General features: G+C 67.9%; 31 protein-coding genes. 13 read left to right on the top strand and 18 right to left on the bottom strand.

The window, feature by feature from the left end; translation table 11 throughout:
• Positions 1–36: 36 nt before the first annotated feature.
• Positions 37–2,433 carry a fibronectin type III domain-containing protein gene (locus OX958_RS16720; protein ID WP_270138713.1) on the bottom strand — a complete coding sequence of 799 codons (2,397 nt, stop codon included), beginning with the start codon at positions 2,431–2,433 and terminating at the stop codon, positions 37–39.
• A 195-nt stretch (positions 2,434–2,628) separates the two neighbouring features.
• Between OX958_RS16720 and OX958_RS16715 the strand changes: the two genes are divergently transcribed.
• Positions 2,629–2,901, top strand: coding sequence for a hypothetical protein (locus OX958_RS16715; protein WP_270138711.1), 273 nt, complete (start codon positions 2,629–2,631; stop codon positions 2,899–2,901).
• Between the two features lie 102 nt (positions 2,902–3,003).
• Here the strand turns inward: OX958_RS16715 and OX958_RS16710 are convergent, their stop codons facing one another.
• Positions 3,004–3,321, bottom strand: coding sequence for a hypothetical protein (locus OX958_RS16710; protein WP_270138709.1), 318 nt, complete (start codon positions 3,319–3,321; stop codon positions 3,004–3,006).
• A 348-nt stretch (positions 3,322–3,669) separates the two neighbouring features.
• Between OX958_RS16710 and OX958_RS16705 the strand changes: the two genes are divergently transcribed.
• Positions 3,670–4,422: a ZIP family metal transporter gene (locus tag OX958_RS16705; RefSeq protein ID WP_270138707.1), complete on the top strand. Its 753-nt coding sequence runs from the start codon at positions 3,670–3,672 to the stop codon at positions 4,420–4,422.
• 84 nt (positions 4,423–4,506) lie between these two features.
• Here OX958_RS16705 and OX958_RS16700 read toward each other — a convergent pair whose 3' ends face one another.
• From OX958_RS16700 to OX958_RS16680, 5 genes are all read right to left on the bottom strand, one after another.
• The gene (locus tag OX958_RS16700; RefSeq protein WP_270138706.1) at positions 4,507–5,385 is read right to left on the bottom strand and encodes a GNAT family N-acetyltransferase; all 879 of its coding nucleotides are present in this window, start codon (positions 5,383–5,385) and stop codon (positions 4,507–4,509) included.
• Positions 5,382–5,846 carry a hypothetical protein gene (locus tag OX958_RS16695; RefSeq protein ID WP_270138704.1) on the bottom strand — a complete coding sequence of 155 codons (465 nt, stop codon included), beginning with the start codon at positions 5,844–5,846 and terminating at the stop codon, positions 5,382–5,384. Before OX958_RS16695 ends, OX958_RS16700 begins: the two co-directional genes overlap by 4 nt.
• A 206-nt stretch (positions 5,847–6,052) precedes the next feature.
• Complete coding sequence (locus OX958_RS16690; protein WP_270138702.1) at positions 6,053–7,129, bottom strand: DUF1684 domain-containing protein; 1,077 nt, start codon at positions 7,127–7,129, stop codon at positions 6,053–6,055.
• A gap of 278 nt (positions 7,130–7,407) precedes the next feature.
• Positions 7,408–7,641: a DUF6458 family protein gene (locus tag OX958_RS16685; RefSeq protein WP_270138700.1), complete on the bottom strand. Its 234-nt coding sequence runs from the start codon at positions 7,639–7,641 to the stop codon at positions 7,408–7,410.
• A 93-nt stretch (positions 7,642–7,734) separates the two neighbouring features.
• Positions 7,735–8,622 (bottom strand): alpha/beta fold hydrolase, encoded by an 888-nt coding sequence (locus tag OX958_RS16680; protein WP_270138698.1) that lies wholly within the window; start codon positions 8,620–8,622, stop codon positions 7,735–7,737.
• Between the two features lie 173 nt (positions 8,623–8,795).
• Between OX958_RS16680 and OX958_RS16675 the strand changes: the two genes are divergently transcribed.
• Positions 8,796–9,044 carry a hypothetical protein gene (locus OX958_RS16675; protein WP_270138697.1) on the top strand — a complete coding sequence of 83 codons (249 nt, stop codon included), beginning with the start codon at positions 8,796–8,798 and terminating at the stop codon, positions 9,042–9,044.
• A gap of 30 nt (positions 9,045–9,074) precedes the next feature.
• Here the strand turns inward: OX958_RS16675 and OX958_RS16670 are convergent, their stop codons facing one another.
• The 4 genes from OX958_RS16670 to OX958_RS16655 all read right to left on the bottom strand — a co-directional run bounded on the left by OX958_RS16670 (position 9,075) and on the right by OX958_RS16655 (position 12,183).
• Positions 9,075–9,554 (bottom strand): MarR family winged helix-turn-helix transcriptional regulator, encoded by a 480-nt coding sequence (locus OX958_RS16670; protein ID WP_270138695.1) that lies wholly within the window; start codon positions 9,552–9,554, stop codon positions 9,075–9,077.
• Positions 9,555–9,563: 9 nt separating this feature from the next.
• Complete coding sequence (locus OX958_RS16665; RefSeq protein ID WP_270138693.1) at positions 9,564–10,379, bottom strand: SDR family NAD(P)-dependent oxidoreductase; 816 nt, start codon at positions 10,377–10,379, stop codon at positions 9,564–9,566.
• An 80-nt stretch (positions 10,380–10,459) separates the two neighbouring features.
• Entirely contained in the window at positions 10,460–11,383 is a 924-nt protein-coding gene (locus tag OX958_RS16660; protein WP_270138691.1) for a patatin-like phospholipase family protein, read from the bottom strand.
• 8 nt (positions 11,384–11,391) lie between these two features.
• Entirely contained in the window at positions 11,392–12,183 is a 792-nt protein-coding gene (locus OX958_RS16655; protein ID WP_270138689.1) for an SDR family NAD(P)-dependent oxidoreductase, read from the bottom strand.
• A 100-nt stretch (positions 12,184–12,283) separates the two neighbouring features.
• Between OX958_RS16655 and OX958_RS16650 the strand changes: the two genes are divergently transcribed.
• Positions 12,284–13,096, top strand: a complete 813-nt coding sequence (locus OX958_RS16650; protein WP_270138687.1) for a helix-turn-helix transcriptional regulator — start codon at positions 12,284–12,286, stop codon at positions 13,094–13,096.
• 15 nt (positions 13,097–13,111) lie between these two features.
• Here the strand turns inward: OX958_RS16650 and OX958_RS16645 are convergent, their stop codons facing one another.
• The 3 genes from OX958_RS16645 to OX958_RS16635 form a co-directional block, all read right to left on the bottom strand.
• Entirely contained in the window at positions 13,112–13,801 is a 690-nt protein-coding gene (locus OX958_RS16645; protein WP_270138685.1) for a zinc-binding dehydrogenase, read from the bottom strand.
• Positions 13,798–14,139, bottom strand: a complete 342-nt coding sequence (locus OX958_RS16640; RefSeq protein ID WP_270138684.1) for a hypothetical protein — start codon at positions 14,137–14,139, stop codon at positions 13,798–13,800. The genes OX958_RS16645 and OX958_RS16640 overlap by 4 nt, the downstream gene beginning before the upstream one ends.
• Positions 14,140–14,220: 81 nt before the next feature.
• Positions 14,221–15,189 carry an EamA family transporter gene (locus OX958_RS16635; protein ID WP_270138682.1) on the bottom strand — a complete coding sequence of 323 codons (969 nt, stop codon included), beginning with the start codon at positions 15,187–15,189 and terminating at the stop codon, positions 14,221–14,223.
• 189 nt (positions 15,190–15,378) lie between these two features.
• On the opposite strand from OX958_RS16635, the gene OX958_RS16630 reads away from it, so the two are divergent.
• Genes OX958_RS16630 through OX958_RS16620 form a run of 3 tightly spaced genes read left to right on the top strand, consistent with a single transcriptional unit; the run spans position 15,379 to position 17,045 of the window.
• Positions 15,379–15,978, top strand: coding sequence for a molybdopterin-dependent oxidoreductase (locus tag OX958_RS16630; RefSeq protein ID WP_270138680.1), 600 nt, complete (start codon positions 15,379–15,381; stop codon positions 15,976–15,978).
• A gap of 17 nt (positions 15,979–15,995) precedes the next feature.
• Positions 15,996–16,769 carry an FAD-binding oxidoreductase gene (locus tag OX958_RS16625; RefSeq protein ID WP_270138678.1) on the top strand — a complete coding sequence of 258 codons (774 nt, stop codon included), beginning with the start codon at positions 15,996–15,998 and terminating at the stop codon, positions 16,767–16,769.
• Positions 16,770–17,045 carry a DUF6510 family protein gene (locus tag OX958_RS16620; protein WP_270138676.1) on the top strand — a complete coding sequence of 92 codons (276 nt, stop codon included), beginning with the start codon at positions 16,770–16,772 and terminating at the stop codon, positions 17,043–17,045. It abuts the gene before it with no gap.
• Positions 17,046–17,057: 12 nt separating this feature from the next.
• Here the strand turns inward: OX958_RS16620 and OX958_RS16615 are convergent, their stop codons facing one another.
• Positions 17,058–17,735, bottom strand: coding sequence for an RNA polymerase sigma factor (locus OX958_RS16615; RefSeq protein ID WP_270138674.1), 678 nt, complete (start codon positions 17,733–17,735; stop codon positions 17,058–17,060).
• A 184-nt stretch (positions 17,736–17,919) separates the two neighbouring features.
• Here OX958_RS16615 and OX958_RS16610 point away from each other — a divergent pair, with 184 nt between their 5' ends.
• Positions 17,920–18,549, top strand: coding sequence for a TetR/AcrR family transcriptional regulator (locus OX958_RS16610; protein ID WP_270138672.1), 630 nt, complete (start codon positions 17,920–17,922; stop codon positions 18,547–18,549).
• 1 nt (position 18,550) lies between these two features.
• Here OX958_RS16610 and OX958_RS16605 read toward each other — a convergent pair whose 3' ends face one another.
• Positions 18,551–19,048, bottom strand: coding sequence for a carboxymuconolactone decarboxylase family protein (locus OX958_RS16605; RefSeq protein ID WP_270138671.1), 498 nt, complete (start codon positions 19,046–19,048; stop codon positions 18,551–18,553).
• A 227-nt stretch (positions 19,049–19,275) separates the two neighbouring features.
• On the opposite strand from OX958_RS16605, the gene OX958_RS16600 reads away from it, so the two are divergent.
• Genes OX958_RS16600 through OX958_RS16590 form a run of 3 tightly spaced genes read left to right on the top strand, consistent with a single transcriptional unit; the run spans position 19,276 to position 22,288 of the window.
• Positions 19,276–20,115 carry an RNA polymerase sigma factor gene (locus tag OX958_RS16600; protein WP_270138669.1) on the top strand — a complete coding sequence of 280 codons (840 nt, stop codon included), beginning with the start codon at positions 19,276–19,278 and terminating at the stop codon, positions 20,113–20,115.
• 59 nt (positions 20,116–20,174) lie between these two features.
• Complete coding sequence (locus OX958_RS16595) at positions 20,175–21,584, top strand: dihydrolipoyl dehydrogenase family protein (RefSeq protein WP_270138667.1); 1,410 nt, start codon at positions 20,175–20,177, stop codon at positions 21,582–21,584.
• Positions 21,584–22,288, top strand: coding sequence for a hypothetical protein (locus OX958_RS16590; protein ID WP_270138665.1), 705 nt, complete (start codon positions 21,584–21,586; stop codon positions 22,286–22,288). Before OX958_RS16595 ends, OX958_RS16590 begins: the two co-directional genes overlap by 1 nt.
• A gap of 1 nt (position 22,289) precedes the next feature.
• Here OX958_RS16590 and OX958_RS16585 read toward each other — a convergent pair whose 3' ends face one another.
• Together OX958_RS16585 and OX958_RS16580 are read right to left on the bottom strand one after the other, a co-directional pair.
• Positions 22,290–23,156 carry a class I SAM-dependent methyltransferase gene (locus tag OX958_RS16585; RefSeq protein WP_270138664.1) on the bottom strand — a complete coding sequence of 289 codons (867 nt, stop codon included), beginning with the start codon at positions 23,154–23,156 and terminating at the stop codon, positions 22,290–22,292.
• Positions 23,157–23,275: 119 nt separating this feature from the next.
• On the bottom strand, positions 23,276–23,854 hold the full coding sequence (locus OX958_RS16580) for a helix-turn-helix domain-containing protein (RefSeq protein ID WP_270138663.1): 579 nt from the start codon (positions 23,852–23,854) through the stop codon (positions 23,276–23,278).
• A 69-nt stretch (positions 23,855–23,923) separates the two neighbouring features.
• On the opposite strand from OX958_RS16580, the gene OX958_RS16575 reads away from it, so the two are divergent.
• Both OX958_RS16575 and OX958_RS16570 read left to right on the top strand, forming a co-directional pair.
• Entirely contained in the window at positions 23,924–25,522 is a 1,599-nt protein-coding gene (locus tag OX958_RS16575) for an MFS transporter (RefSeq protein ID WP_270138661.1), read from the top strand.
• 63 nt (positions 25,523–25,585) lie between these two features.
• A complete protein-coding gene (locus OX958_RS16570) occupies positions 25,586–26,164 on the top strand; it encodes a hypothetical protein (protein ID WP_270138659.1) in 579 nt (192 codons plus the stop codon).
• Positions 26,165–26,174: the final 10 nt, after the last annotated feature.

Genomic DNA, 26,174 nt, shown 5'->3' with positions numbered 1-26,174 from the left:
CGCTTCACCGAGGCGGCGACGAGCAACGACCAGAGGTCAGCCGGCGACGGCCGTGGCGGTCGCCGGCTGGCCGGTGAGCAGTTGTCCGTCCTGGCGCCTGGTGATCGCCCGAACGGTGACCCGGTAGCCGGTCCCGCTCGACAGGCCGGTGAAGACGTGGCCGGCCCTAGTAGCGGTCGCCTCGACCACCGCGGTGTTCGTCACCACCGCCCGGTCGATGGAGAAGGCCGGCTCTCCGTCGTCGACCCGGCGAGGGTTGACCTGGTTCGTCATGGTCACCACCAGGGTGTGGCTGCCCGCCGGCAGTTGCGCCGACGTGAAGAACAAGCTGTTCTCCTGCCGGGAGGATCGGTACTGGTCGAGCTGCACGGTCCGGCCGTCCACGGCGATCGACGCGATCCCGTGGTGGTCGTCGAGTACGCCGTACAGCTGTATCCGGGTGCCCGAGAACCGCAGGGTCGCGGTGGCGCCGACATCTCTGGTGTGGGTGTCCGGAGCGGCCGCGCTCCAGCTGCCGCTGAACACCCACGGCTGGCCGGATTCGGCTTGATAGGTGGTGTTTCCGGAGGCAGCCAAGGAAAGCCGATAGTTCGAGAGCGCTCCACCACGGAGGTTCGGCTGGGCCCATCCCACGGTGAGAGAGTCCGAACCAGGAGTGGCACGAAGAGCAGTGGGCGCATCCGCCGCGCGTGCCGGAGTCACTGCGGCGGTGGAGACACCGGGGCCTTCACCGATCCGGTTCACTGCTCGTACGGCGAATCTGTACGCCGTACCGTCGACGAGTCCGGTGAGCTCGATCGATCGGGCCGACCCCGCGGCCCTCGCGGAACCGCCGGCCCAGGTCACCAGGTACTGGGTGATCGTCGCACCGTTCGCGGGAGCGGCCGCCCAGCTGACGCGGGCGGATGCAGTTCCGGCCTCGGCCGTGAGACCGCGCGGTGCTCCAGGCCTCCCTGCGCGTGCGGTCACAGGTGGCTTCTGGGACGGAGGCGGTTCTGTACTCGGTGGCGGATCGGCCGGGCGGGTGGGTGGCCGCTCCGATCGAGTGGTCGTCGGCCGTCCGGAGGGCCGATTCGTGGGCTCGGTACGCCGGGCGGTCGGTGACGTCTCTTGCGTGGTCGGCGCGGTGGGTGGTGTTCGAGCCGGTACCGATGGTGGCGGTGGAGTCCGTACCGGCGGTGGGGTCGGCGAGGTTCGTACCGGCGGCGGTGAGGCCGGTGGGTTCTTGGGCTCGTTCGATTCGGCCTTCCCCGTCTCGACCGAGGTGATCTCGCCGCCGTCGTCCATCACCATGACGTGCTCGCCGGTCGGACCGTCCACGTAGATGCGGGAATCCCCTCCTCGGAACAGGACGGGCGACTCTCGACGCTGCACCGGGTCCGAAGGCGCCGGCAGCTTGCGCACGTTCTTCTGATTGCCCTCACGGTCCATCGTCAGCAGAGTGCTGCTGCTCTCGTCGAACAGCGCGAGGCTGGTGCCGGACGAGGCCACCTGGCGGTACGTTCCCGGCCTGAGCTGCCGCTGGACCGTCGCTTTGCCTTGCCGATCACCGAACAGCCCTGCCGGGTCGACCAGATGAAGTCGACGTTGCTCGGGATCGACGATCGCCACTCGGCCGTCGACATCGTTGGCAGCCACGACCGCCGTACCGGTCAGCCCGAGACCAGCCAGTCCGATCGATCGGCCGAAGCCGTCCTGGTCGACCACCCGCATCACATCCGCGGTGGTGTCGACGAACACGACCCGATCTCCGACGGTGGTGAGCGAGCCGGTGTGACCGGCAGGTGCGGTGGCCGGACAGGAGAGTCGCTCGGCCTCCACCGCCAGCTGACACAGCTCGCCGCTGCCGAGCTTGTGGACCCACAAGGCTCCCGATCGCGTCACCACCGGCTGTCCGACCGGGCCACCGACAGCCTCGAGCGTCGCCTTCGAACCGGAGCGCCAGATCCGCCCGGCTTTCGGATAGACGGCGTACGCGAGACCGGCTGCCTCCAGCCCGATCGGTTGCTCGGACACCGGAACCGGCAGCGGATCCACCACCTCCAGATCGGACTTGCCGAACTCGGTGATACCGCCTCGCCCCAGCACGTACCCGCTGGTGTCGGACTGGACGACAACCGACCCCGGCGCCGCCCCGGCCACCGGAAACCCGGTATCAGCCGTTTTGGTCCCACCGTCGATGTGGAAGATCTTCCCCACAGTGCTGTTGTAGATGTAGTGCCCGGACTCGGCGAACCGCAGCCCCGACGCCGAGCTACCTCCGCCGGTGACGGCGATCGACGTGGCAGCCATACAAGCCGCCACGACGGCAGCGAGCGCAACCTTCGGTCGCCACCCCGCCGCCTCGCGAGCTTCCCCGGTCCTGGAGCCCGACGCCGGGCCGCTGAGCCGCTTCCACGCCATCCGAGCCCGCAACGTCGCCAAGGATCGCATTGCACGAGAGTACGGGCTCGAGGTCCAGACCCGGTACAGAACCGGACCACGCACCGACGCTTTGGCACAGAAGTAACCAACTTCTGCAAGTGCCCGAAGAATATTGACCTGAACCGGTCGCGGTCAGCTATGGGTGACGCTGCGAATCCAGAGTGTGAGGAACAGATTCAGTGCTGACTCAGAAAGGTGTTGATCATGCGCAAGCTTCTCCTCGCAGGACTCACGACGGCCGCCGCGGCCGGGACTTTGCTAGCCGGCAGCGGACCGGCCACGGCAGCTCCGGTCTCGGCATCGACGACCCCGGCCGGCTCGTTCGGAACCAACGCCTACGTCTACCACGACTGGTACTTCACGTTCTCCAACTGCGAGAGCGCCGGGGCAGCCCTCCAGGTCCGCGGCAACATCCGCAACTACTACTGCCAGTTCAGCCCCTACCTCACCTACTACCTGTACGTCGACCGCGTCTGACCGTCCGCGGTCAGTCGGCTGCCCGGTCGATACGAGAAGCTGTATCGACCGGGCAGTACGTCGGTACAAGCTGCCGCAATGCCCTGTCTACACAGGCGAACGCTATCCGTCGGCGCGCGCGGCCAACGCACGCAGGCGGTCACGGATCGCCGTCGCCACTTCTCCCAGCAGATCGTTGACCTGGCTCCACAGTGCCCGGCCGGCGCTGGCTACCGTCGGCGGCAGGCCGGGCTGTGCGGCCGCTTCGCCGGCCTGCTGGGCGAGTACCGGCAACTCGGCGTAGGCCGCGGCCAGATCGAGGACCTTCAGGTCAGCCGCCGCCTCGTCGGCCAGGTCTCGTCCGGTCGCGTAGTAGTGCTCAGCCAGAAACGGTGCCAGCGCGCAGGCGGTTCGGATCTTCTCTTCGTCAGTCGTCGTCACGGTGATTCCCCGCTTTGAGCCTTCCGCACATGGTGGGCCACTGCTCGACCCGCGCAGATACCCGGTTGAAGCGACCGGGAGTAGTGATCGCGGAGATGGCCACACCTGCTCGTGGGTGTCCCGTCCAGCTTGCCGACGTGGCCATCTCCGCTGACCCCGTGATCGCCGGTTCCCGTCCTGCCCTCGTCGAAGCGAAGCGAAGTTATGCAATCAGGCCAGTCGGCGGAGAGTCCGTACGTCCGGCGTACGGCACCGAGCCTTTCGATCGCTCACTTGCAACGTCCACGAGTGGGTACCGGCCCCGACATGAAGATGCCTGACCCGGGCGACCAGGCTGCGAGGCGCTGAATGGCGGTCTGGTTGCAGGCCGGTCTGTGGGGGCTGCTGGCCGGCGGCGCGCTGGTGATCGGCGCCGCAGTCGCCTGGTTCGCCAACGTTCCCAGGTCGGTCGTCGCCGGCATCATGGCCTTCGGCGCCGGAGTCCTGATCTCCGCGCTGGCCTTCGACCTGGTCGACGAAGCAGAGTCGACCGGCGGGTTGCAGCCCACGGTGACCGGGTTCCTCGCCGGAGCAGCCGTGTACGTCGCCGTCAACGTCGTACTGTCCCGGCGCGGAGCGCGGCATCGCAAGCGATCGGAGGACCAGCAACCGTCGGAGGAGCAGCAGAACGGCAGCGGCGTCGCGATCGCCGTCGGCGCGCTGCTGGACGGAATCCCGGAATCAGTGGTCCTCGGGGTCTCTCTGCTCAGCGGAGAAGGCGTCGGCGTCGCCGTGCTGACCGCCATCTTCATCTCCAACCTGCCCGAAGGACTGTCCAGCGCGGCGGGAATGAAGCGGGGTGGCCGGTCCCCCGGCTACGTCTTCGGCGTGTGGGGAGGAATCGCGATCGCCAGTGGCACGGCAGGTCTGCTGGGAGCGCTTCTGCTCGACGGCGCTTCGCCGGCCACCATCGCCGTCATCACCGCCGTCGCCGCGGGCGCGATCCTCGCCATGGTCGCGGACACGATGATTCCCGAGGCGTTCGAACGCACCCACCTCTACACCGGGTTGATCGCCACGATCGGCTTCATCACCGCCTTCACGATCGAGCGGCTGGGATAGCAGCGCCGACGGCTGCCGCCACCGTCGGTCTCACGCGAGTACGGCACCGGGGTACCGGCTGCCGCACACGGGTCGGGCGGCTGGTCAGCCGACCAGTACTTCGCGCCGCCAACCGTCCATCGCGAGGGTCGGTTTCATGCCGGCCGACAGGTACAGACCGAGCGCCGGGGTCGGGTTGTTGGTGTCGACATTCAGGATCGTTCCCGTCCGGCCGGCCGCCGCGTCGAGGGCGAAGGCGTCGGACAGCAGGAACTTCGCCAGACCCCGGCCGCGGTACTCCTCGAGCACCCCGAGGCGGCCCAGGTAGCCACAGGACACGATCGAACTGCGGTCGACGAACTCGACCCACTCCTGGTGCGGCCGCGGGACGAAGCCGAACTGTCCCCGGAACGCGGCGAGAATGACCTCGTGCGCCGCCCACTGGGTGGCCTCGTCGAAGGTCCCACGGCGTACCGCGACCCCGGCGGGCGGGCGCGGGGCGGCGACCCGTCCGGTGTGCTCGATCCGCATCTGGTGGTACGTCGTTCTGACAGTGAATCCATGGTCGGCGAGCAGCGCGCCCACCGGCGCGTCGTGATAGGCGCACGAGTCGACGGTGATCTCCGCATGGCCGCCTTCGCGCCCCATCTCCAGAGCGCGCCGCATCGCCTGCTCGTAGAGCCAGGCAGCGACCTGCGGGTCCTGCGAGGTCACCTCGATCTCGATCATCTCGAGGCCCGCCTTACCGAACGTGGTCGCGTAGCCGGCCGGCCGGCCCTCGGCGGAGAGGACGAGGAAGCCGTCGGTACGGCGATCGAAACCGGGCTCGACGAGGCGGTCGGCGATATCGCTCAGGCTGGAGTCGACGAGGCCGGCGACGGCGAGGTTGTGGGCCGAGACGAGCTCGAAGATCCCTTCGGCGTCGGCCGGTTCGGGAGCGCGGACGGTGTAGCCACGCGGGAGTACGGCGATGGTGGTCATCATTCGCCGTTCAGCGGGTCGTCGAGGCTCGGCACGCCCCACCGGAAGTAGACCGGGGAGTGAAACCGGTGGTCCTTGATCAGGCCGATGCTCTGGATCACCGTGCTGCTGCCGGTGGCATGGCCGACGGCGTACAGGTATCCGGTCAACACGCCGGCGACGGTGTTCGCGAGGAACGTGTCGTAGGTGGCCGTCTTGCTGATCAGCGCCAGCGACTTCACCCCCGTGAGACCGGAGTACGTCGCTCGGTTGAGCCACCTGCCGTCTTTGTCGATGGTCCAGCGGGACAGTACGCCGTCGTCGCGGAGGCCGTAGGCGTTCACGCGCCCAGAGGTGGATCCCGCGTACTGCGAGCCCTCGAAGGCGGTGTAGCTGCTCCAGCCGCTGCCTACTCTGGTCAAGGTGGTGGGAAGGCTGGTGTCGTGCTCGCCGGACGGCTTCTTGTAGTAGGTGCTCGAGTACATGACGTCCCCGAGCGTCAGGTAGCCGAGGACCTGGCTCTCGTTGGCGTCCCGCAGGTTGATGAAGGACGCAAGACGCGCTTGCCCTGGCGGATAGAAAGCGCGCGGCCCCTGCTTGTACGCCGTCTGGGTCCTGACGAGTTCTCTGTTGTTTTCATACCTGCACGATGCGGCCGGGACCGCGAAGGTTGCGGAAACCGCCGGCCGCCTCAGGCGGCCGGCACGAAGTTGGCGTACTCCTCGATGCGGGTGATGAGCTCACCGTCGAAGCGGAAGTACACCGCGGCGTGTACCTCGCCACGCATGCCGTCCGTCGTGGCGACGTGCACCACGTGCTGCTGCAGGACTTCGCCGGTCTGCGCCAACTGCCGGAGGATGTCGTAGCGCATCGACTCGATGGTGCCGATCTGCGCTTTCATCCCGTCGATGTTCTCGTCGATCGTCTGGTCCCCCGTACCGTCGTTGTGCCAGACGGTCGCCGTCAGTGAGCACATGGCGCGCGCGGCCTCCCAGTCGCGCTGCTCCAGATTCCGCAGGTAGCTCGTTGCCCTGTCCTTCAGGTGGTGACTCATGGTGTCGCCGCCCTCTGCTGGTGTCTGGCTGTAGGTCAGGGCGCGTTCGCCGACCTCGATACGCATCGGCAGGTGGTTGCCGGGAGGCGCGAGCGGGCAGGTGAAGACGGTGGGCTGCAAGTGGTGAAAGGAAAGCGCCGCCTGGTTGAAGTCGACCGTCAGAGTGCTGCCGGGTTCCAGTTGCGGCAGCACGAGCCAACGACCGATGTCTGGCGTCTCGCTCCCGTTGGTCTCGTCGGTGAAGACCACCAGACGCTGCCCGGGCTGCTCTTCCAGAACGGCCAGCAGGTACTCCGTGCCGTTGATGGTGACGGCGAGATCGACGGGCGCCAGAATGGTATCCGGACTGCGCGGCGAGGTGAGCCGATCTACCGCGATCCGGCGCCCTGCAGGTGCCTCGCGGTACTGCCCCTCGAAAACCCAGTCAGGGTTATAGGGGTAGGTGTCGATCCCGGTCAGCCCGGTGCGAGCGATTTCCTGGTGATCCATCACGACCACGCCGTACTCGCCGTCCGATCCGCCGGCGAAGCCGACACGACCGCCGGAGAACTCAAGAGGACTTCCGGAAGGCACCTCGACCTTGCCTTCGACCACTGCGCCGCCGAGCTTCAGTCCGTCGGTAGAAGCGGCGGTCACAGTCAGGGCACCCGCCTCATCGGTGCTCCACTGGCCGGGGATGGCCGGCAGTGTCTGCGCGCCCGGACCGGAAATCATGCCCTTGGCAACGACTTTCGCCTTGCCGCTCGGGCCGGCGATCTCCTCCCACCGGCGTTGGCGCCATACCTCGTACTCAGCCGGTACCGCGGTGGATCGCGAACTGCCGGATCGAACCGTCACCATGAACTGTTCCTTCCTCTACGTCGTGAAACCACCGTAGAGGCGGGTGCGCGAAAAGCATAAGGTCATGCGTATAACGCATACAGCGAAGCGCCGTTGTTGCCGTCGAGGCAACAACGGGCCTGGCCGCAAGGCCTGCTGAGGTTCCGTTCCGGTCAGATTCGGGGGTCGCGCGGGTCGCGGACGTCGCGGCGTTCCTCGACCACCGTGGTCTGGGCGGTGCGGCCGCGCTGGCCGTTGAGGAGGAGGACCAGAGCGATGCCGAGGGCGCCCGCTCCCATCAGGATGTAGCCGACCATGGTCAGGTCCACGCCGCTGATCCGGTCCGTGACGGCGAACGCGAGCACGCCACCGAGGGCGAGCAGAAAGATTCCAGCGCCGATACCCATCAGATACCTCCAGGTTTCACTGCACCGCTGCCCGAGCGGCAGATGGCGCCCGTAACGCGTACCCGGGGGTGGGAACGGCAAACGAGGGCGAGATCAATCGGCGCGGCCGTCGATGCCCTGATAGAAGGTCAGGAGCGCGTCGGCGAGCCGGTGAGGTGCTTCCATCCCGACGAAGTGCCCGATGCCGTCGAGTGCGACCGCGGTGACGTCGGCGGCGACCTGAGCCATCGTGTTCGGCGTGAAGTGTCCCGATGATCCACCGATGGCGAGCACCGGCAGGTCAAGCTTCCTGGCTGCGAGGGCCTTGATTTCTTCACCTTCGGACAGCAGCGAGCGATACAACCCGACCGCCCCGGCCCACGCGTTCGGCCGTGAGTACGAACGCAGCAGCTCCTCGAGATCGTCGCTGGTGAAGGCATCGGGGGTGCCGTTCATCGTCGGGATCGCGTAGTCGGCGAAGAAGGCCCGTTCGCGGCCGGGCAACAGCATGTCGGCGATCCCCGGCGCCGCCAGTACGCCGAGGTGCCACGCTCCGCCGCGCGTGACATCGCCCAGCACCTCGACCCCGAAGCCGGGCAGACCGGTCTCGATCGCGGTGAAGCTCTTGACCAGCGTAGGATCCGCCGCGGCGACACGGAAGGTGGTCGCGCCGGCCACGTCCTGCCCGGTCAGGTGCACCGGTCCCACCTCGAGCGCGGCGATGAACTCTCGCAGATCCGCCGCGGCGATCGAACTGCTGTGGTCGTCCCCCGCGATCGCGGAGTCGCCGAATCCGCGCAGGTCGACGGCGAAGACGCGGTGTTGGCGACTGAGCAGCGGGATGAGCTTGTGGAACACCCACCAGGTCTCCGGGAAACCGTGGACCAGGACCACCGGTGACCCGGCGTCCCCGGAGGAGACGTAGTGCAGCGTTGTTCCGTTCACGTCCACGTTGTGGTGAGTGACGCCAGGTACGGTGGCGCCGGAGGGTGCGATGGCCATACGGACAGCTCCTTGTTAGACAATCATGTTGTCTAATAAGAATAGCCAACAATGTTGTCGATCTCCAGCGATCACTGCAGCACTGGCAATCTCGGTCGCCACGGCAGGCGTCGCGACAGTCACCCCGGCGAACGCTCAGGTGCCGGCCGGCCTCGGTCACCTCAACGGCGTCGGTGAGCACGACGACGTCTGCCGCGACCAAGGGCCCGGAGTACAGCTCCAAGGCCATCGTCTCCCAGTGGGAAACGGCCTGGACGGAGAAGCAGCCCGCCAAGATGGCAGCCCTGTTCACCCGCGACGCCGTCTACACCGACCTCGCCTTCGGCGCCGAGTGGCACGGCCGGACCGAGATCGCCGGCTGGCAACCTCGCCGACCTCCTCAAGCAGTCCGGCCTCCCGTCAACTGGCCCGCCGCCAACTGACAGCTCAACTGCCGGACGAGCGGCGCGAGGTCAACCGGCGCTGCCCTGTCCTCGGGCGAACCAGCCAGGAGTGTCGAGCCGGACAGGTTGTGCGCCGACAAGTTCGGTCAGCAGCGACTCGAGTTCAGCCAGCTTCGCGGCGCCGATCCGCTGCTTCCACTGGTCGCGCAGTTCATCGAAGATCGCTTCACCGTCACGCAGTAGCGCGAGTCCCCGGTCGGTGACCTGGAGGCGCATCCGACGAGCATCGGCCGGATCCACCGCGCGACCGACATAACCACGCTCTTCCAGAGTGCTGACAGTTCTGGCCGCGGCTTGCTTCGTCACCGACAGCTGCCGGCCGAGTTCAGACGTACTGTCGGCACCGGCCGCGACAGCTCGCAGCGCGAAGTCGTGAACCGGGCGGATGTCTTCGTAGCCACGTGCAGCCAACTCCGCCGTCGCCCCGTCGACCAGCGAACGAAAGCCACCGAGCATCAGCAGCGCGAGGTCGGCACCAGATCTAGGCATGAACTCACCCTAGGCGTTCGCGCCGGCTCGCCGGGCCGGATCGGTCAGCCGGTGCATCATGGTGACGATCGTCCGCCGGGGAGCCAGGCGCCCGAGGCTCGCCGCCACCCGGTTCGAGCGGCCGTCGATGACGCTCGGGCCGGGATTGCGGCTCTCGAGGTGGGACAACGCCGTCGCGACGACGTCGGCGGGGGTCCGCATCCTGGCGCCCGCGGTGGCGTCGTCGGTGCCGACGACGGCGTTGAACTCGGTGCTCGTCGCCCCCGGAGACAAGGCGAAAACAGTGACTCCGGTACCACGGAGCTCGGCCCAGAGTGACTCGGTGAAGCTGAGGACGAACGCCTTGGTCGCGCCGTAGACGGCCATTCGCGGAGTCGGCGTGTAGGCGGCCATGCTGGCGACGTTGATGAGGAAGCCGCGCGCCGCGATGATGTCCGGCAGGAACGCGGAGCTCAGCTGCACCGGGGCGACGACGTCCACCGCGATCTCCTGGGACAGGCGGGCCGGGTCTTCGTCGACGAACTCGCCGAAGGTGCCGAACCCGGCATTGTTGATCAGGCTGGTCGCCTCGAGGCCGGCATCGACCACTGCCTTCTTCAGCTCCACGCCGACGTGCGGCGAGGTGAGGTCGAGCGCTATCGCCGTCGCGGTGATCTGATACCTCTGTTCGAGCTCCCCGGCCAGCTGCTGGAGACGGTCGAACCGGCGCGCCACCAGGATCAAGTTGGCGCCCCGGGCGGCGAGAGCCTGGGCGAAAGAGGCCCCGATTCCGGAACTGGCTCCGGTGATGATGACGGTCTGAGCGCGGTAGTTCTGTCGCTGCATCAGTTCTCCAAGACTAGTCGCAAGTAATTCACCGTATGCCTGTCTGGCACTCCGATCGCGGCAGCAGGCGTACGCGGAGGTCACCCGCGTCGCCATGACGCTGTTTCTCGATCAAGGGTTCGACGATGGATCAGATCGCCGCGACCGCCGGCATCTCCAACCGTTCGTTCGCTGACCTGCTCCGCCTGCTGGACCCCCGCTTCGTACGCCGCTGGAGCGCGGCTGGTGTCCATGACGTCGGCGCCCCATCCGCTGATGTCGAGGAAGCGCTGACTGGGCTCGATCACGGTGACCTTCGCGCCCTGCCTGCGTAGTTCGCCGATCTCGGCAAGGCGTTGTTGAGCGCCGGGGTCGACGATGCCTGCCGGCAGACTGAGCGCGAAGCAGGACACCACGACGACCTCGTCGTATCCGGCGGCGAGCGGCACGTTCAGCGGGCTGAGCATTCCCCCGTCGAGGTAGCGGGCACCTCCTACCGTGATGGGCGGGAAAAGCCCCGGTACGGCGCAACTGGCGGCCAGCGCGCTCGGCAGGTCGTAGCCATCCGCCGCGTCCCAGACGCGAAGTCGACCTGTCTTGGCGTCGATGCCGGTACAACGAAACGCAGCCGGCCAAGCGGTGGCGGCGAAAGACGCGAACACCTCGCTGCCGACGTAGCCGGACTCGTCGACGGTCGCGGCGGCGAGGGCATACTGTCCGATCCTTGCCATCGCCTCCTCGGCCGTTGCCGTGGTCGCGACCGCGTCGGCTGTGAGCGCTTGCAGCGCTGGGATGTCCGCGGTTGTGCCGGCTGGTGTCGGGAGCGAGCCGGTAACTTGCTGAGCCAGTGCGGCCAGGTCGCCGTCGGTGGCGAGGGCTGCTCCGACGACTGATCCTGCTGAGGTACCCAAGATGAGGTCGGCGTCGGCGAAGGTGATTCCGAGATGCTGAAGTCGGCCGAGCAGTCCGGCCTGCCACGCGATGCCCAGTGGACCTCCCCCGCCGAGAACCAGAGCGCGGCTCATCGGCCTGCTCATGCGAGGCGGGTGGCGGTGATGCCGCCGTCGACGTGGAGGGTCGCGCCGTGGATCATCCGGGCCTCGTCAGAGGCGAGGAACGCGACGGCGTACGCGATGTCGTCGGGGCTGATCGGCCCACCGGCCGGGGTGGTCGCGGTCATCTGCTCGACCACCGTGACTTCTGCTTCGTTGCCGGGTGTCAGAGTGACGCCGGGAGCGACGGTGTTGACCCGTACTCCGCGTGGACCGAACTCGGCAGCCCAGGCACGGGTCAACTGATGGTCGGCTGCTTTGGTGGCGGTGTACATGGCGGCGAACGGGCTGCCCACCGACGCCATCCAGGACCCGATCGTCACGATCACGCCGCTGCCACGATCCGCCATCCCGGGCGCGAGCTGCGCGACCAGTACATGTGGCGCGCGAACGTTGACCGCCAGCATCGCATCGAGAGCGACGTCGGGAAGATCCGGTGTGAGCGTCGCAGGGTAGGTGCCCGCGTTGTTGACGAGAATGTCGATCCGCCCTCCTGCGACGGCGATCGCGCGAGTAGCGAACTCGCGGACGGAGCCGGCGTCTCCGGCCAGATCCGCGGCGACGAAGTCGGCTTTGCCGCCGGCAGCCCGAATGGTCGTGACGATGTCATCGCCTCGGGCGTCGTCGCGGCCGCTGACGATGACGTGGGCGCCGCGGGCCGCGAGCAGGTGAGCTGTCGCGGCGCCGATCCCGCTGGTCGATCCCGTGACGAGTGCCGTCCGTCCAGCGAAGGGGGTGGAGTGGTGGTCGAGTTCACTGCTCGATGTGGTCATGCACCCATTCAGGCGCCCCCACAGATCCGGCACCAGTGCCGGTTCAACCTAGGCATGACATGCCTACATAGGGTCGGCAGGACGCACCTACGATGAGTCCATGAGTCACGACCGGTCCGCCCTGGGCGCCTTTCTCCGCTCCCGCCGTGACCGCATCACCCCGGCGCAAGCGGGCGTCGAGCCCTTCCCCGGACCGCGCCGCGTACCAGGCCTGCGGCGGGAAGAACTCGCTGTGGCCGCGGGGCTCAGCACCGACTACTACAGCCGGGTCGAACAAGGACGGCAACCGAACATCTCCGACTCCGTCCTTGCCGCAATCAGCCGAGTACTACGCCTCGACGAGGTCGAAATCGCACATCTGCGCGATCTGGCGATCTCCCACACCCACTCGTCCCGCGGAGACACTGCTCGGCCACAGGTCCCCGACGCTGGCCTGCTACGCCTCGCCGCCAACCTCGATCACGTCCCCGTACTGCTGCTGGGACAACGCGCAGAAGTCCTTTTCTACAACGAGCTTCTGAGCATCATCCTCGGTCGCACCCTTCCCACCGGGGTGTCGATCGTCGAGTACCTGTTCCATGACCCCTTGGCCAAGGAACGCTTCGCCGACTGGCCCTTGTTCGCCGCCCGAGCGGTCGCGGGCATGCGCCGCGAAGCGGCGCGACGCCCCCATGACACCCTCCTGATCGAAGGAATCGCAGAACTCCGCCGAACCGACCCCGATATCGAGCGCTGGTGGCACGACCACGCGGTCCACGACTACGCACCAACGCGGCAGAGCATCCTCCACCCGGCCGGTGTCCTCGAGTTCACCCTCGAATCCATCACGGCGCCCGCCGCACCGGACCAGCACCTGATGGTCTACACCGTCGAGGTCGGCTCCCCCACCGCCGAGCTGCTGCCAACCCTGTAAGGAATCCCCGAGGCGTCACCCCTGATGCTGCGACGATGGCGTTTCGGCCGAGGTGAAGGCGAGGAGGACCTTGCTGGAGCGGGAGGTGTCGGCGGCTTCGTGGAAGGCTGCTTCGGCGTCGTCGAGCGGGAAGATCGCGGTGACGACGGGCGAGATGAGGTCAGTGTGCTCGGCAATGATCGCTAGCGCGTCCGGCAGTTCGGAGTAGAAGCGGCTTGAGCCGGTCACGGTCAGTTCCCTGGTCACCGTGAGGTGCAGCGAGGCGGTGACGCCCTGGGGCGGCAGGTGGCCGACGTTGACGATCGCGCCTCCGGGGCGCAACGCCTCGAGCGCCATCGCGACCGCCGCCGGCGATCCGGACGACTCGACCACCAGGTCGACGGCGGGCACCGGGTAGGCCTTGTCGGCCCGGACGGTTCGGGTCGCGCCGATGCGCAGCGCGAGCTCCAGCGGCTGGTCCTGAAGGTCCGTGACGGTGACGGTCCGCGCGTTGGCGGCGTGCGTGAGGGCAACTGCGAGCAGTCCGATCGGACCGGCTCCGGTGATCAGTACGTCGCGGCCTTCGATCCGCTGCCCCAGCCTTTCGAGCCGCCGTAATCCGTGCAGCACAACGGATGCAGGCTCAGCGAGGGCTGCCGTCCTCAGGTCGATGCCGCGGCTCGAGCCGGTGACCAGCGCGAGCTGCCCGGACAGGTCGAACATCATCGCTGCTCTTCCGGCCCGAGGACCTCGACTCGCGATGCCCGGACCAGAGCGGTCGCCGCGGCCTCCGCCGCCTTCGAGCCCCGAGCCGCGATCACCTCGACGACCCGCTCATGCCGTTGCAGAGAAGCGGGAGTGTCGCTGGTGAAGAGCTGGTGGTGGTCGGAGTACCGCGCATGCAGGGTCGCCAGCAGCGTCTGCACCAGCTGGCTCAGTACTGCGTCCGCCTCCCAGTCGCCCCTGAAGGTCGTCGAGATCGACGTCTGGGCGGCGCTCTGTCGACCCCGCTCGGCGAAGAAAGCGCCTTCAGCTACCGCGACACCCGCCGGAAGCTCGCCCAACTCGCGGAGCGCGACGACCCCAACCGGATCCTGGTAACAGCCGGCTGGCTGACCGACTGAGGAAATAGCCGGCGCACGTCGTCAGAGCACCACGAGGGCTATTCCGGTGAGGGTCAGGCCGACTCCAACGGCCTGGTACCGGTTGACGCGTTCGCGCAGCAGCACCAGCGCTAGGAGGACGACCACCACCGGGTCCAGGGAGCCCAGCGGGCCTACCAGGGTGAGCGGACCGTTGCTGGTCGCAACGGTGAGCAGCAGGTCCGCGCCCAGGTCCAGTACGCCGATGGATGCCGCGAGCAGGAGTAGACGAGAAGTAGGCCGCAAGCATTTCAGGGTGTGTCTGGAGGCCGCCAGCATCGTCACTGCGAAGGCGCCGATCTGGATCCCTATGCCTACCAGGAGAACCTCGTCCGTGCCGCCGCCACCCGCCGCCCGTGTCGCCCGGTCGAGCAGGACGAAGAAGCCGCCGAATCCGACCGCGGCACCGACCGCCAGCAGAACAGCGGCCGGCCCCGGCCTTCGGTGGGGCACGGGTCCGCAGCCATCACTCACCGGCACCGGATGCGCTCGGCCCGGCGTGAACTTGGCGTGCCAGGGCGGAGCATCCTCCTGGCTCGTCGCCTTGGCTCCGGACGCCAGCGAAACGGTGAGTACGCCCGCGACAGTCGCGATCAACCCGAGAACGGCGAGCGTACCGACTCGTTCTCCCGTCGCTGAACCGATGACGAGAGGGACGACGACACCTGCCCCCGCGACGGGCGCCACGATGGTGATGGGTCCGTTCTGCAGCGCGGTATAGAAGGCAAGCACTGCCAGCGAACCCAGCGCACCGGCCGCCGCGGCCCAGCTCAGCCCGGGAAGTTCCAGATCCGGACGGCGAACCACGACAGCCGCACCGATCAGCACCAGCCCGGTCAACTGCGCCCACAACGCGACCGCGGCAGCCGTGTGCCGGCGTACCACCACTCCGGACACCACGTCGCTGATCCCGTATGCCACGCTCGCGGTCAAGGCCAGGGCCACCGCCGTGCCCACGACATCTGCGGTCACTGGCCTCTCGATCCTGTCCGGGGAGCTACCTCCTGATGTGGCTGCTATAGGTGGCAGCCACCCGGGATCGGCTTACGTGAGTGCGACCGCAAACTCCCGAGACGCTGTGGGAGGTAAGCCGGCCACCACATCGTGCCACCTACTCCCGACGCGGTGCCGCGATTCAACGCCAAGGGAGACGAGCACAGGATGAGCGTGATCAGCAGAGGCTTCGGCGGTCGGCGAGGGGAATCCGACCCGAGGGTCCCACCCGGTCAGTACCTCACCGACAGCTTCCCGGTCCTGTCCGCGGGACCGACTCCCCAGGTCGAGCTCGACGACTGGCGCCTGGACATCACCGACGTCGACGGAACTCGGTCCGCGGTCACCTGGCCACAGCTCATGGGCCTGCCGAGCGAAGAGATCACCGTCGACATCCACTGCGTCACCACCTGGAGCAAGCTCGACACGGTCTGGCGCGGGGTCTCCGTCGACACTCTTCTCGCGGGCGCCGGGTCCGAGGCCGACTTCGCCATGGTCCGCAGCTACGGCGGCTACAGCACGAACCTTCCACTCGAGGATCTGCTCGACGGCAAGGCCTGGGTCGCTTTCGAGTACGACGGTGACGAGCTCGATCCGGCGCACGGTGGTCCCGCCCGGCTTCTGGTCCCCCATCTGTACCTGTGGAAGTCGGCGAAGTGGATCAACGGCATCGAGTTGCGTGTCGACGACGAACCCGGCTTCTGGGAGACTCTCGGGTACCACGAATACGGGGACCCGTGGCTGGAGCAGCGCTACTCGGGCGACTGAGGGTGCGGAAGCCGACCATGACCACCACACCCGTCACCGAACCGTCCCCGCGGCGTCGACGATCGATCCAGTGGCATCGCGCGCGCCTCCAGGACAGCTGGATGGAGACCCGGACCGCGAGAACGCTGGTCTTCGACGTCCCCGGCTGGCCCGGGCACGACGCCGGGCAGCACGTGGACGTCAAGCTCACCGCCGACGACGGGTACTCCGCGCAGCGCAGCTACTCGATCGCGTCGGTCCCGAACTCGAGCCGGGTCGAGCTGACTGTTCAGGCAGCCTCCGGTGGAGAGGTCTCGCCCTACCTGGTCCACGACATGCGGCCGGGAGACGAGCTCGCGTTGAGAGGACCCATCGGTGGCTGGCTCCGGTGGATCGCGGACCTCGAGGAGCCGGTGCTCCTGGTGGCCGGCGGCGCTGGGATCGTCCCGCTGATGGCGATGCTCCGCCAGCGAAACCACGCGGGCTCCTCCGCTCCCTTCCACCTGGTGTACTCCGCCCGCACACCCGACCACTTGTTCTATGCCAATGAGCTGCACAGCATCGGCCAGAACGTCAGCGGCGTCATCATCGATCGGCTCTACAGCCGATCAGGCTTGCCCGACGACCCGCGGCCGGCCGGGCACCTGAGGCCCGCAGACATCCCCGAAGCCAACTCCACGGCGCACGGCGCCCCCCGTGTCTACGTCTGCGGCCCGAGCGAGTTCGTCGAGCACGCAACCCAGATTCTCGCCGGCCGAGGTCATCTGCCGGCAGCCGTCCGGACCGAGCGATTCGGACCTTCAGGAGGATGAATGCACCCCATCGACGACCTGGCGGTCGACGGCAACGCCCTGGCCGGCCGACTGGCCGAGATCTTCGCCGACGACATGACCTCGGCGTTCGTCACGTGTGAAAGCTGTGGCAGCTCGAAGCCGCTGGCACACCACAGGGCGTACGTCCGGGGGCCGGGAGCGGTCCTGCGCTGTGCGGACTGCTGGTCGATCCTCGGCCGCCTCGTCAGGACACCCGACGCCTACTGGCTCGACTTGCGCGGAGCCGCCTCCCTGCGCATCCCGATGACCTCCTGAGCAGGCCCACCGCTATGCGCAGTGGTCGTCCAGGTAACCGGCCTCGATCAGGGCCTGGCGCAGCTTACGGCGCGCGTCGAACATCGTCTTGTAGACAGCGTTCGGATTCGAGCCGAGGTCCTCGGCGACCTCCCGGATCGGGAGGCCGCGCACGGCGACGGCATCGAACGTTCGCTGCTGCCGGTCGGTGAGATCGTCCCGGATGACGCGCTTGACGGCTTCGATCAGGTCCCGGCTCTCGGCTCGGGCCTCGGGAGCCTCGGCGAGGTCGGAGGCCAGCAGCGCCCAGTCGTTCTCGTCGATGGAGACCGCGCCGCGCTGCCAGAAGTGGCGGTTGACCTTGGACGAGACGTCGAACGTCACGAAGCGGTAGGCCCAGGTGGTGAAGCGGCAGTCGCCCCGGAACGTCGTGACCTTGCGGCAGATGGTGACGGTGGCGTCAGCCGCGGCCTGGTGGGCGATGTCGTCGAGTTCGGGCCCTGACAGGTGCAGCCGGCTGCCCTTTCGCTTGGCGTCGGAGTACGCGATCTTCACCAGGACGCGGTACAGCCTCGCGACAGTCTCCTCGTACTCCGCGCCTCCGGCGGTCAGCCCGCGCACCCACATCGCGTTGTCCTCGGCAACCTGCTCGTCGACCTTGCCTCGGGTGACGCCGCCGGACGGCCGGTCCTCATCCTCTGCTAGAGCCATGTCAGCGATCTCCTCGGAAGCGGGCCGTGGCGGGACATCGCGGGGCACAGCGACAAACTACTTGGACCCAAAGGTCCAAAACAAGTTCAATGATCCAGCATCGACACGGCTCCCGTTCTATCAGTTTTTGGACTTCGGAGTACCAGATCTCCGTGATAAACTTCCGCCAAGTAATCTGAGTACCGTGACGCAGCCAGAGAGTGCGGAGGCCGGACCTCGCCTGACTGCGCGCGGATTGGCCACGAGAGCACGCATTCTCGACGCCGCCGACGACCTGATGTACGCGAAGGGCGTCGCGCAGACGACGCTCGCCGACGTCAGGGCGGCCAGCGGGACGAGCAAGTCGCAGCTCTACCAACACTTCGTCGATAAGGATGCTTTGGTGCGCGAGGTCATCTCGCAGCGAACCCAGCGCCTGTTGGAGCATCAGCAGAAGCGGCTCCGCCGACTGGACTCCCTCCGGGGGCTGGAGCTCTGGGCGGACTCCCTGGTCCAGCGCAACTCGCTGCACGACGGCGCCTACGGTTGCCCACTCGGCTCGATGGCCAGCGAGCTGGCCGACCAGGACGAGGACGCCCGCCGAGTGCTCGCGGCCGCCTTCCAGGCTTGGCAGGCGCTACTGGTCGACGGCCTCGAGCGCATGCGCGAGAACGGAACGCTCCGCCCTGACGCCGACCCCAAGCGGTTGGCGGCCGGCCTGATGGCGGCCTTGCAAGGCGGGTACCTGCTGGCTCAGACCACTCGCGACGTGGAGCCGATGCGCGTCGCACTCGACATGGCGATCTCCCACGTCCGCACCTTCGGAAGCGCCTAGCTCACGCCCCTGCGTCACTGGACTCCTCTGATGCCGGGGCGGCGCCCTCGGCGATCTTCAAGCGGGTCCAGATGTTCATGTTGATCACCACTGCCGCCAGCTCCACGATCTGCTCGTCGTCGAAGTACCTCGTCACCGCGTCGTGCGCGTCCTGGAAGGCCGTCCGCGCGGTGGTGTCGCCGACCCTGGTCAACGCCTCCGCGTAGCTCAGAGCGGCCTGCTCGGCATCGGTGAACAAGCGGGTCTCCCACCACGCGGTCAGCGTCTCCACCTTCACCTCCTCGATGTCGGCGGCTCGGGCCGCGGCGTGATGGACCGACAGGCAGTAGGTGCAGTTGTTGATCTGCGCGACCCGCAGCCGGACCAGTTGGGCCAACTGCCGGTCGAGCCTGAGCTCCGCGGTGTACCCGAACGCCACTGCTCCCGCCCTGGCCAGTGCCATCAACTGCTCGTTGACGGTGGCATCGAGCCGGCCGTTCTCGATCTTTCTCGGTGTCACGACGCTTCTCCCTCGGGACGACGCGGAATCCGTGCCGTCCGGTGGTCTCCGCTTCACCACGTCTGCCTCCGCCGAGGGCCACGTTCTTACCGATCCGCGGCCCTTCTCGATCCGGGAAGCAGAAAGGTTGGCCCCGCTGGAGGACACCAACGGTCACCAGAACCCCCACGAAACGAAAGGAGGCCCGGCGTCCGGCCGGCGATCGCCGGTCCGTGCCGGAACCACCGTTGACGATCTGCAGCGACATCGCTTCCTACGGAAGCCTGGCCCGTGATGGTCTCCTGCCTGCCCAGGCAGCGATCGACCTTGCCGACCACGTTCGTTCATGCCCGAGCTGTGCGACCTATCTCCAGCAGCTGGCGACCACGGAGGCGCTGCTCGCGGCGCGAGCGGTCAGCGAGCCCACTGCCGGGCGCAGTCAACGACAGTTGATGGCGCTGGCCCGTGCCGCAGATCCGGCGCATGCTGACGATCTGGTGCAGGAGACCTGGGACCATTTCCTCAGCATCGCCCCCGAGCTTCCGACGCCAGAGCAGCTGGCCGCGTACCTGGATCAGAAACTCGGCCGGCACCTGGCTGACGACGACATCGAGCTGGAGGTCTGGGCCGACAGTCTCTTGTCCCATCATCGCCATCACCCTTCCGACCAGTTGGGTTCCGGCCTGCCTCCTGACCCGGGCGCCTCCCCGGACCTGCGGGAACTGGCCGATCTCGACGCGCTCGACGCCGACGCCGACCGGGCAGATCTGTACTTCCCCGACTTCTACGGCGACGGACCCGACCAGGGCCGATGGACCAGCCCGCCGACAGCCTGGCCATCGGTGACGCGGCTGCTGTCCCCCGATGACGAGGCGCAGACCAAGGAGCTGTACGCGATCGTCGATGCCGCGATCGAAGAACTGCCCGACGGAACCGGGGACCTGCTGTACCTCGTCGATCTGGAAGGCCACTCGCTCGAAGCGGCCACCAGCTTGGTCGAGCTCGAGCCATCGGTCGCGCGGCGCCGCCTGACCCTGGCCCGCAACCACGTACGCGGCCGCGTGGGCGACTACCTGGCCGGCAGCTGACCAGCCATCGTCGGTCACAACACAACGCTGCGTCGACGACCGAAGCATGGAGACAACGAATGACACCGAACGAGACAGCCGAGTACGACGTCGTAGTACTCGGTGCCGGGCCTGCAGGCGAGGACACAACGCTGGCACTCCTGCGTGCCGGCTTGTCGGTCGCACTCGTGGAGCCTGAACTCATCGGCGGCGACTGTTTCAACTGGGCGTGTGTCCCCAGCAAGGCACTGCTGCGGCCGGGTCACGCACACCGGGCCGCGGGCCGGCTCCCCGGCGTACTCGAATCGCCGAGCGCGCCCCTGGACGCGGCCGCGGTCCTGGCTCACCGCGACGAGGTCGTCCTCCATCACGACGACTCCGCCACGGTGCGGGAATTCGTGCAGGCCGGAGCTACCTTCATCCGGGGCTACGGGCGGCTGGATGGTGAGCGCCGCGTGGTGGTCGACACCCCGGGCGGGGCGGTTCAGATCACGGCCGATCAGGCGGTGATCCTGGCCACGGGGGCTGTCGCGGACCTCCCAGCGATCCCCGGCCTGTCGCAGTCGCGACCGTGGACGAATCGCGAAGGGACCTCGGCGAACAAGGCGCCACGACGGCTGGCCGTACTGGGCAGCGGGCCCGCCGGCCTCGAGCTCGCCCAGGCCTGGCGCAGTCTGGGCAGCGAGCAGGTCGTCGTCCTGAGTCGGCGCGAGACACTGTTGCCCGACTTCGAGCCGTACGTCGGCGAGCTGGTCCTCGAGGGGTTGCTGGAGTCCGGAGTGGAGGTTCGCTTCGGGGTGCAGGCCGTGGAAGTCACCCGGGACAACGCCGGAGAGGTCTCCGTCCAGCTTGATGACGACACGGTGGTGACCGCCGACGAACTACTTGTTGCCACCGGCAAGCGTGCCTTCACGGGAGAGATCGGGCTCGAGACCGTCGGCCTGCAAGGTGGAGGCTTTCTCGAGGTCGACGACACGATGGCGCTCGGTGGTACTACGTGGCTGTACGCGATCGGCGACGTCAACGGCCGGGCCTTGCTGACTCATCAAGCCAGCTACCACGCGCGCGTCGCCGCGGCGGCGATCGCGGCACGAAGCCGGGGCGAAGAACCGCGGGTGACGGCCGAGGCCGACGGCGTCGCCGTACCCCAGGTCCTGTTCACCGACCCGGAGGTGGCGGTGGTGGGCCTCACCCGGGCGCGCGCGGAGGCCGAAGGGTTGCGCACGCGCTATGTCGAGGCCGACCTCGGCGGTGTGCTCGGGGCGCAGCTGCACGCGCACAGGTATCGAGGACGCGTGAGCTGGGTGATCGACGAGGACGCGGGCACGGTCGTCGGCGCGACCTTCGTCGGTCAGGACGTCGCCGACATGGTGCACGCCGCCACGATGGCCGTGGTGGGGCGGATCCCGATCGAGCGCCTGCGCCACGTCGTCCCGAGCTTCCCGACGATGAGCGAGGTCTGGCTGAACCTCGTCGACGAGCTGACCTGATGACCGAGCATCGCGTTCCACTGCCACCGCCGCCCAGCGACGACAGTTCGGCGGCGCTGCGCGCCCAGCTCCTGGCGACCGAGCACTGGAGCCTGCTCGCGACGAGAGGCACTCTCTGGCAGGAGATCTTCAGCCGGACCGGTACCTTCCTCACCATCCTGTCGGCCACCATGGTGGCGCTCTCGCTGGTCGTGCAGGCCACCGGCTTCGAACAGACCTTCCGGATCGTCGCGTTGCTGGTCCTGCCGCTCGTCCTGCTCGTCGGTATCGCCACCTACATCCGGCTGGTCGAAGCAGATCTAGAGGACCTCTGGGTCGTCATCGGCATGAACCGGCTACGGCACGCGTACGCCGAGCTCTCGCCCGGCATCGAGCGCTACCTGGTGACCGGCCATCATGACGACGAAGCCGGGATCTTCCACACCTACAGCTTCCGCCGCCGAGTCGGCCTCGGTCATCTGCTCGCCGGATCGCCCGTCGTCGTCGGCATCATCGACGGGGTGCTCAGCGGAGTCCTGGCCGTCATCGTCTGCGGAACGCTCGGCGCCGGCACCTGGGTCCAGGTGCCGATCGGCCTCGTGGTGGCGATCGCGGTCGCGGGCTGCCTCGTCACGATGTTCATCCGCCGCGTCAACCGGTTCCGGCTCGACTACCAGCCGCGATTTCCCCGTCCCGGCGGCGACCGGTCGAGGGAGGCGCCGTAGGTCAGGTGCGACGGGCGGCCCAGACGGTGCGCTCGCTGCGCATCACAAGGTCGTCGCGGCGCAGGATGCTGTGCGGGCTGGTGGTGTCCAGGATCTGGTCGAGCTCCGCGAGGTCCGCGGCGGAGATCCGATCGGCGACGGCCGTGCGGAAGCGCTGCAGGCCGCCGAGGGCGTAGCGGCCGATGACTTCGTTGCTGGAGCCGGCGATGTTCACCGTGATGGTGCGTTCGCCCTCGACGGTGAATCCCGCGGCGGTGAGCATGGGGCCCCAGTCGGCACCGCGGTGGGGCATCTGTTCGGTCTGCCGGCGGTTGGCTTCAGCGTGGAGCCGTTCTTCCAGACTGGGTTGGTCTTTGCTGGGACCCTCGGGGAGGAAGAGGGGGAAGCCGGCCAGTTCGATGACGGCGAACAGGCCGCCGGGGGCGAGCAGGTCGTGGACGGCGCGCAGTACCAGGTCGGGGTTGGTCATGTGATGCATGGAGGCCGAGGCCCAGACCAGCTCCGGCGTACCGAGGTCCGGCCACGCGGCACCGTCCAGGTCGGCCTGCAGCGTGTGCACGCGATCCTCGACGCCACGGTCGCAGGCGTTCGCTCGCAGGCGTTGCAGATGTTCGACCGACGCGTCCACGGCAGTGACGTGGGAATCGGGGAACCGGTCGAGAAGAGCGAAGGTCCCCGCCCCGGTGCCGGAGCCCAGATCCACGATCTGCCGCGGGGCGGTGCTCAGCGGGAGCCACTCCGTGACGGCGGCCGTGTGCTCGGCGAGGATCTCGGCGTCGAGGTCGAGGAGGTCGGCCTGACCGCCGGCTTGGTGGTGGTGGTGGTCATGGGAATCACCATGATCGTGGGTCGGTACATGAGCTGCCATGCCTTCACGATAGACCGAACATGCGCTTGCCGCATAAGATCATGCGAAATACGCAAGAACATCGACGGGTCCGCTGCCAGGCGCGCAAGATTCGCGGTCTGCCGTCAGCCGGCGGGCTCCTACGCCCCGGGCTCCTCATCGCCGTTTCGATGACCGCGACCGGCGTCGCGATCGAAGATCCCGATGATCTCGCAAGGCCCACCTTCGGCGCCGATGGCGTGCGGCATCATCGTGGGGAACTCGGCGGACTGATTCGTCTCGATCCGGAAGCGGCGATGGCCGAGCATCAGGATCGCGGTGCCGGACAGAACCATGAGCCACTCGCGTCCCGGATGGGCCCGCATCCGAGCCGGGTTGTCCGGCGGCGGTTCGGTGATGCGCTGGCGGACGACACTCATCCCAGGGTCGGCCTTGATGGTCCAGCGCAGCTGCCCGTGAGCGTGACCGACGGCCGGACTGCTGACCACGTCGTCCGCCGCCGTCTCGACCAACTGGTCGAGCGTCGTATCCAGCGCCCGGGCCAACGTGACGAGTTGATCCAGGGCCAAGCGACGTTGACCGTTCTCGATCCGGCTGAGCGAAGACTGACTGAGGTTGGCGCGCTGGGCCAACTCGTCGAGGGACCAGCCCTGCGCGACGCGTAAAGCGCGGATCCGCTTGCGTACGAGGCTGTCCAGATCATCAGTTTGTTGCGTCATGAGCAACATCCTATGCCTTATGAGCAAATTCTCTCTAGTGTCGACGGCAAGCCCGATCGAAAGGAAACGATGACTACCACCCAGCCCGCTACAGGGGGCTCCGACCAGACCGGAAGCGACGGTACGCCGGACGCGCGGAAACTGCGAACGATCCTGATTGCCGTCTCGATCGCGCTGATGGCGGTGATCGCATCAGTAACCGGGCTGAACGTCGCGCAGACCCATATGGCGGTCGAGTTCAGCGCCTCGCAGAGCACGATCCTGTGGATCATCAACATCTACACGCTCACCCTGGCCGCGTTGCTGCTGCCGCTCGGCGCGATCGCTGACCGGCTCGGCCGCAAGCCGATGCTGGTCGCCGGCCTGGGAGTGTTCGGCATCGCGAACCTCGTCGCCGGTCTGGCGCCGACGGCGGAGGTCATGCTCGCCGCGCGCGTAGCCGCCGGGGTCGGCGCGGCGATGATCATGCCGATCACGCTCGCTGTCATCACGTCCACCTTCCCTGTGGACCAGCGCAGCAAGGCGATCGGCGTCTGGACCGGCGTCGCCGGCGGTGGCGGCATCCTGGGCATGTTCCTGTCCGCACTCCTCGTCGACGTCGCCGACTGGCGCTGGCTGTTCGCGCTGCCGGTGGCTCTGGTGCTGGTGGCCCTGGCCATGACGCTGACCTCGGTTCCCAACTCCCACGAGAAGTCCGTCCACCGCTTCGACACTGTCGGGGCGCTGGTGTCGACGGTCGCCGTGATCAGCTTGATCTTCATGCTGCAGGAGGGGCCCGAGCGCGGCTGGACCGACCCGGCCACGGTGGTCAGCCTCGTGGTCGGCCTCCTCACCGCGGCCGGCTTCGTGATCTGGGAACTGCGCCGGCGCGACGCCGCGCTGCTGGACGTGCGGTTGTTCCGGGAGGGCAGTCTCGCCGGAGGGTCGATCACCCTGCTGGTGGTCTTCGGTGTGCAGGCCGGGATCTCCGTGGTCATGTTCCCCTTCTTCCAGGCCGTTCTGGGCTGGTCGGGTCTGCTGTCCACGGTCGCGATGATGCCGATGGCCGGCATCATGATGCTCTCCTCGGGGCTGGCTCCCCTGCTCGCCGCCCGGGTCGGTGTCCGCTCGACGATGGCCACCGGCATCGCGATCGCCGGTCTCGGCATGGCGCTGATGGCACTGTTCGTCTCCGTCGACGGCGGGTTCCTGTCGATCCTGCCCGGGATGCTTGCCATGGGCATCGGTATGGGCCTGTCGATGACGCCGTCCACGGAGGCGATCACCGCCTCGCTGCCCCGCGAGAAACAAGGCGTCGCCTCGGCACTCAACGACGTCACCCGCGAGTTCGGTACCGCGCTCGGTATCGCCCTGCTCGGTGCACTGGTGTCCGCCGGCTACAGGAGCGCCATCGAGGACCGGCTCGGCGGCATCCCGGAGGCCGCCGCGGAGACCGCGCGCGAAGGCATCGCCAACGCCACCTCGGTAGCACCCAGCACCGGCCCGTACGCCGAAGATCTGGTCCGTGCCGCACAGCAGTCGTTCGTCGACGGTTGGCAGCAGGCGATGTGGGCGGGCACCGCCGTCATGGGCGTGCTGTTCATTTACATCGCCCTTCGCGGCCCGAAGACCATGCCCCGGTCCGGCAATGAGGAGACGGTGGCCGCCGAACTGGCCGCCGCCCCGTGACCCGGCCGCTGACTACCATCGGCGCTTCGCGGAGATCCCCGCAGACTGCCAATTGGAGGCGTCGTGTCCCGTGGACGGGTGATCATGTTGCCGGCGGTGACCGTGGCAATCCTTCTACCGGCGTGCGTACTGGCTTGGTGGGATCCGTTCAACCTTCGGTACGCGGGTTTCTTTGCCGCCGCGACGACCGGTCTGACGGCAGTAGCGGCGGCCATTGTCGCGGTCCTGATCTGGCGTCGCCGGGCCGTCACGATCGCCGCGGTCGTGCTCGGCGTTCTGGGAGTGGTGTTCGCCGGCGGTACGGCGTGGGCGTCCGCCGAACTGTCGCCACGAGGGCCGGATCGCGACCGGGTGGTGTCATCGGATGGCCGCTACGAACTCGTGCGAGTGTGGGGCGTCGCCGGATCCGAGGTGCGCCTGCGGCGTGACCGCGGTCTGCTGTCGCAGGAGACCGTTGTCTGGTACGACGACGGCAGCAGCCCCGACGGCCGCGACAGCGGAACCGTCGTACCGGAGTTCCGGTTCGTCGATGCGCGGTCTTTCGAGGTGACCTCCGGCGGCTGCAGCCACCGCTCTGCCTTCGACCCCACGACGTTACTGCCGAAAGCAGACGTACGGCGGTTCCCGGCCGGCAGCTGCTGACTCCCGGCCG

Source organism: Kribbella sp. CA-293567, assembly GCF_027627575.1.
GTDB lineage: Bacteria > Actinomycetota > Actinomycetes > Propionibacteriales > Kribbellaceae > Kribbella.
This window is presented reverse-complemented; position numbering and strand designations above follow the sequence as displayed.

Excerpts from the sequence above, each read along its gene's own strand:
- OX958_RS16580 (WP_270138663.1), bottom strand. The coding sequence starts at position 23,854 with ATGACGCAACAAACTGATGATCTGGACAGCCTCGTACGCAAGCGGATC.
- OX958_RS16700 (WP_270138706.1), bottom strand. The coding sequence starts at position 5,385 with ATGATGACCACCATCGCCGTACTCCCGCGTGGCTACACCGTCCGCGCT.
- OX958_RS16670 (WP_270138695.1), bottom strand. The coding sequence starts at position 9,554 with ATGCCTAGATCTGGTGCCGACCTCGCGCTGCTGATGCTCGGTGGCTTT.
- OX958_RS16655 (WP_270138689.1), bottom strand. The coding sequence starts at position 12,183 with ATGACCACATCGAGCAGTGAACTCGACCACCACTCCACCCCCTTCGCT.
- OX958_RS16630 (WP_270138680.1), top strand. The coding sequence starts at position 15,379 with ATGAGCGTGATCAGCAGAGGCTTCGGCGGTCGGCGAGGGGAATCCGAC.
- OX958_RS16705 (WP_270138707.1), top strand. The coding sequence starts at position 3,670 with ATGGCGGTCTGGTTGCAGGCCGGTCTGTGGGGGCTGCTGGCCGGCGGC.
- OX958_RS16660 (WP_270138691.1), bottom strand. The coding sequence starts at position 11,383 with ATGAGCCGCGCTCTGGTTCTCGGCGGGGGAGGTCCACTGGGCATCGCG.
- OX958_RS16680 (WP_270138698.1), bottom strand. The coding sequence starts at position 8,622 with ATGGCCATCGCACCCTCCGGCGCCACCGTACCTGGCGTCACTCACCAC.
- OX958_RS16615 (WP_270138674.1), bottom strand. The coding sequence starts at position 17,735 with ATGGCTCTAGCAGAGGATGAGGACCGGCCGTCCGGCGGCGTCACCCGA.
- OX958_RS16575 (WP_270138661.1), top strand. The coding sequence starts at position 23,924 with ATGACTACCACCCAGCCCGCTACAGGGGGCTCCGACCAGACCGGAAGC.
- OX958_RS16685 (WP_270138700.1), bottom strand. The coding sequence starts at position 7,641 with ATGGGTATCGGCGCTGGAATCTTTCTGCTCGCCCTCGGTGGCGTGCTC.
- OX958_RS16590 (WP_270138665.1), top strand. The coding sequence starts at position 21,584 with ATGACCGAGCATCGCGTTCCACTGCCACCGCCGCCCAGCGACGACAGT.
- OX958_RS16720 (WP_270138713.1), bottom strand. The coding sequence starts at position 2,433 with ATGCGATCCTTGGCGACGTTGCGGGCTCGGATGGCGTGGAAGCGGCTC.
- OX958_RS16695 (WP_270138704.1), bottom strand. The coding sequence starts at position 5,846 with ATGTACTCGAGCACCTACTACAAGAAGCCGTCCGGCGAGCACGACACC.
- OX958_RS16715 (WP_270138711.1), top strand. The coding sequence starts at position 2,629 with ATGCGCAAGCTTCTCCTCGCAGGACTCACGACGGCCGCCGCGGCCGGG.
- OX958_RS16620 (WP_270138676.1), top strand. The coding sequence starts at position 16,770 with ATGCACCCCATCGACGACCTGGCGGTCGACGGCAACGCCCTGGCCGGC.
- OX958_RS16690 (WP_270138702.1), bottom strand. The coding sequence starts at position 7,129 with ATGATTTCCGGTCCGGGCGCGCAGACACTGCCGGCCATCCCCGGCCAG.
- OX958_RS16585 (WP_270138664.1), bottom strand. The coding sequence starts at position 23,156 with ATGGCAGCTCATGTACCGACCCACGATCATGGTGATTCCCATGACCAC.
- OX958_RS16650 (WP_270138687.1), top strand. The coding sequence starts at position 12,284 with ATGAGTCACGACCGGTCCGCCCTGGGCGCCTTTCTCCGCTCCCGCCGT.
- OX958_RS16625 (WP_270138678.1), top strand. The coding sequence starts at position 15,996 with ATGACCACCACACCCGTCACCGAACCGTCCCCGCGGCGTCGACGATCG.
- OX958_RS16645 (WP_270138685.1), bottom strand. The coding sequence starts at position 13,801 with ATGATGTTCGACCTGTCCGGGCAGCTCGCGCTGGTCACCGGCTCGAGC.
- OX958_RS16595 (WP_270138667.1), top strand. The coding sequence starts at position 20,175 with ATGACACCGAACGAGACAGCCGAGTACGACGTCGTAGTACTCGGTGCC.
- OX958_RS16665 (WP_270138693.1), bottom strand. The coding sequence starts at position 10,379 with ATGCAGCGACAGAACTACCGCGCTCAGACCGTCATCATCACCGGAGCC.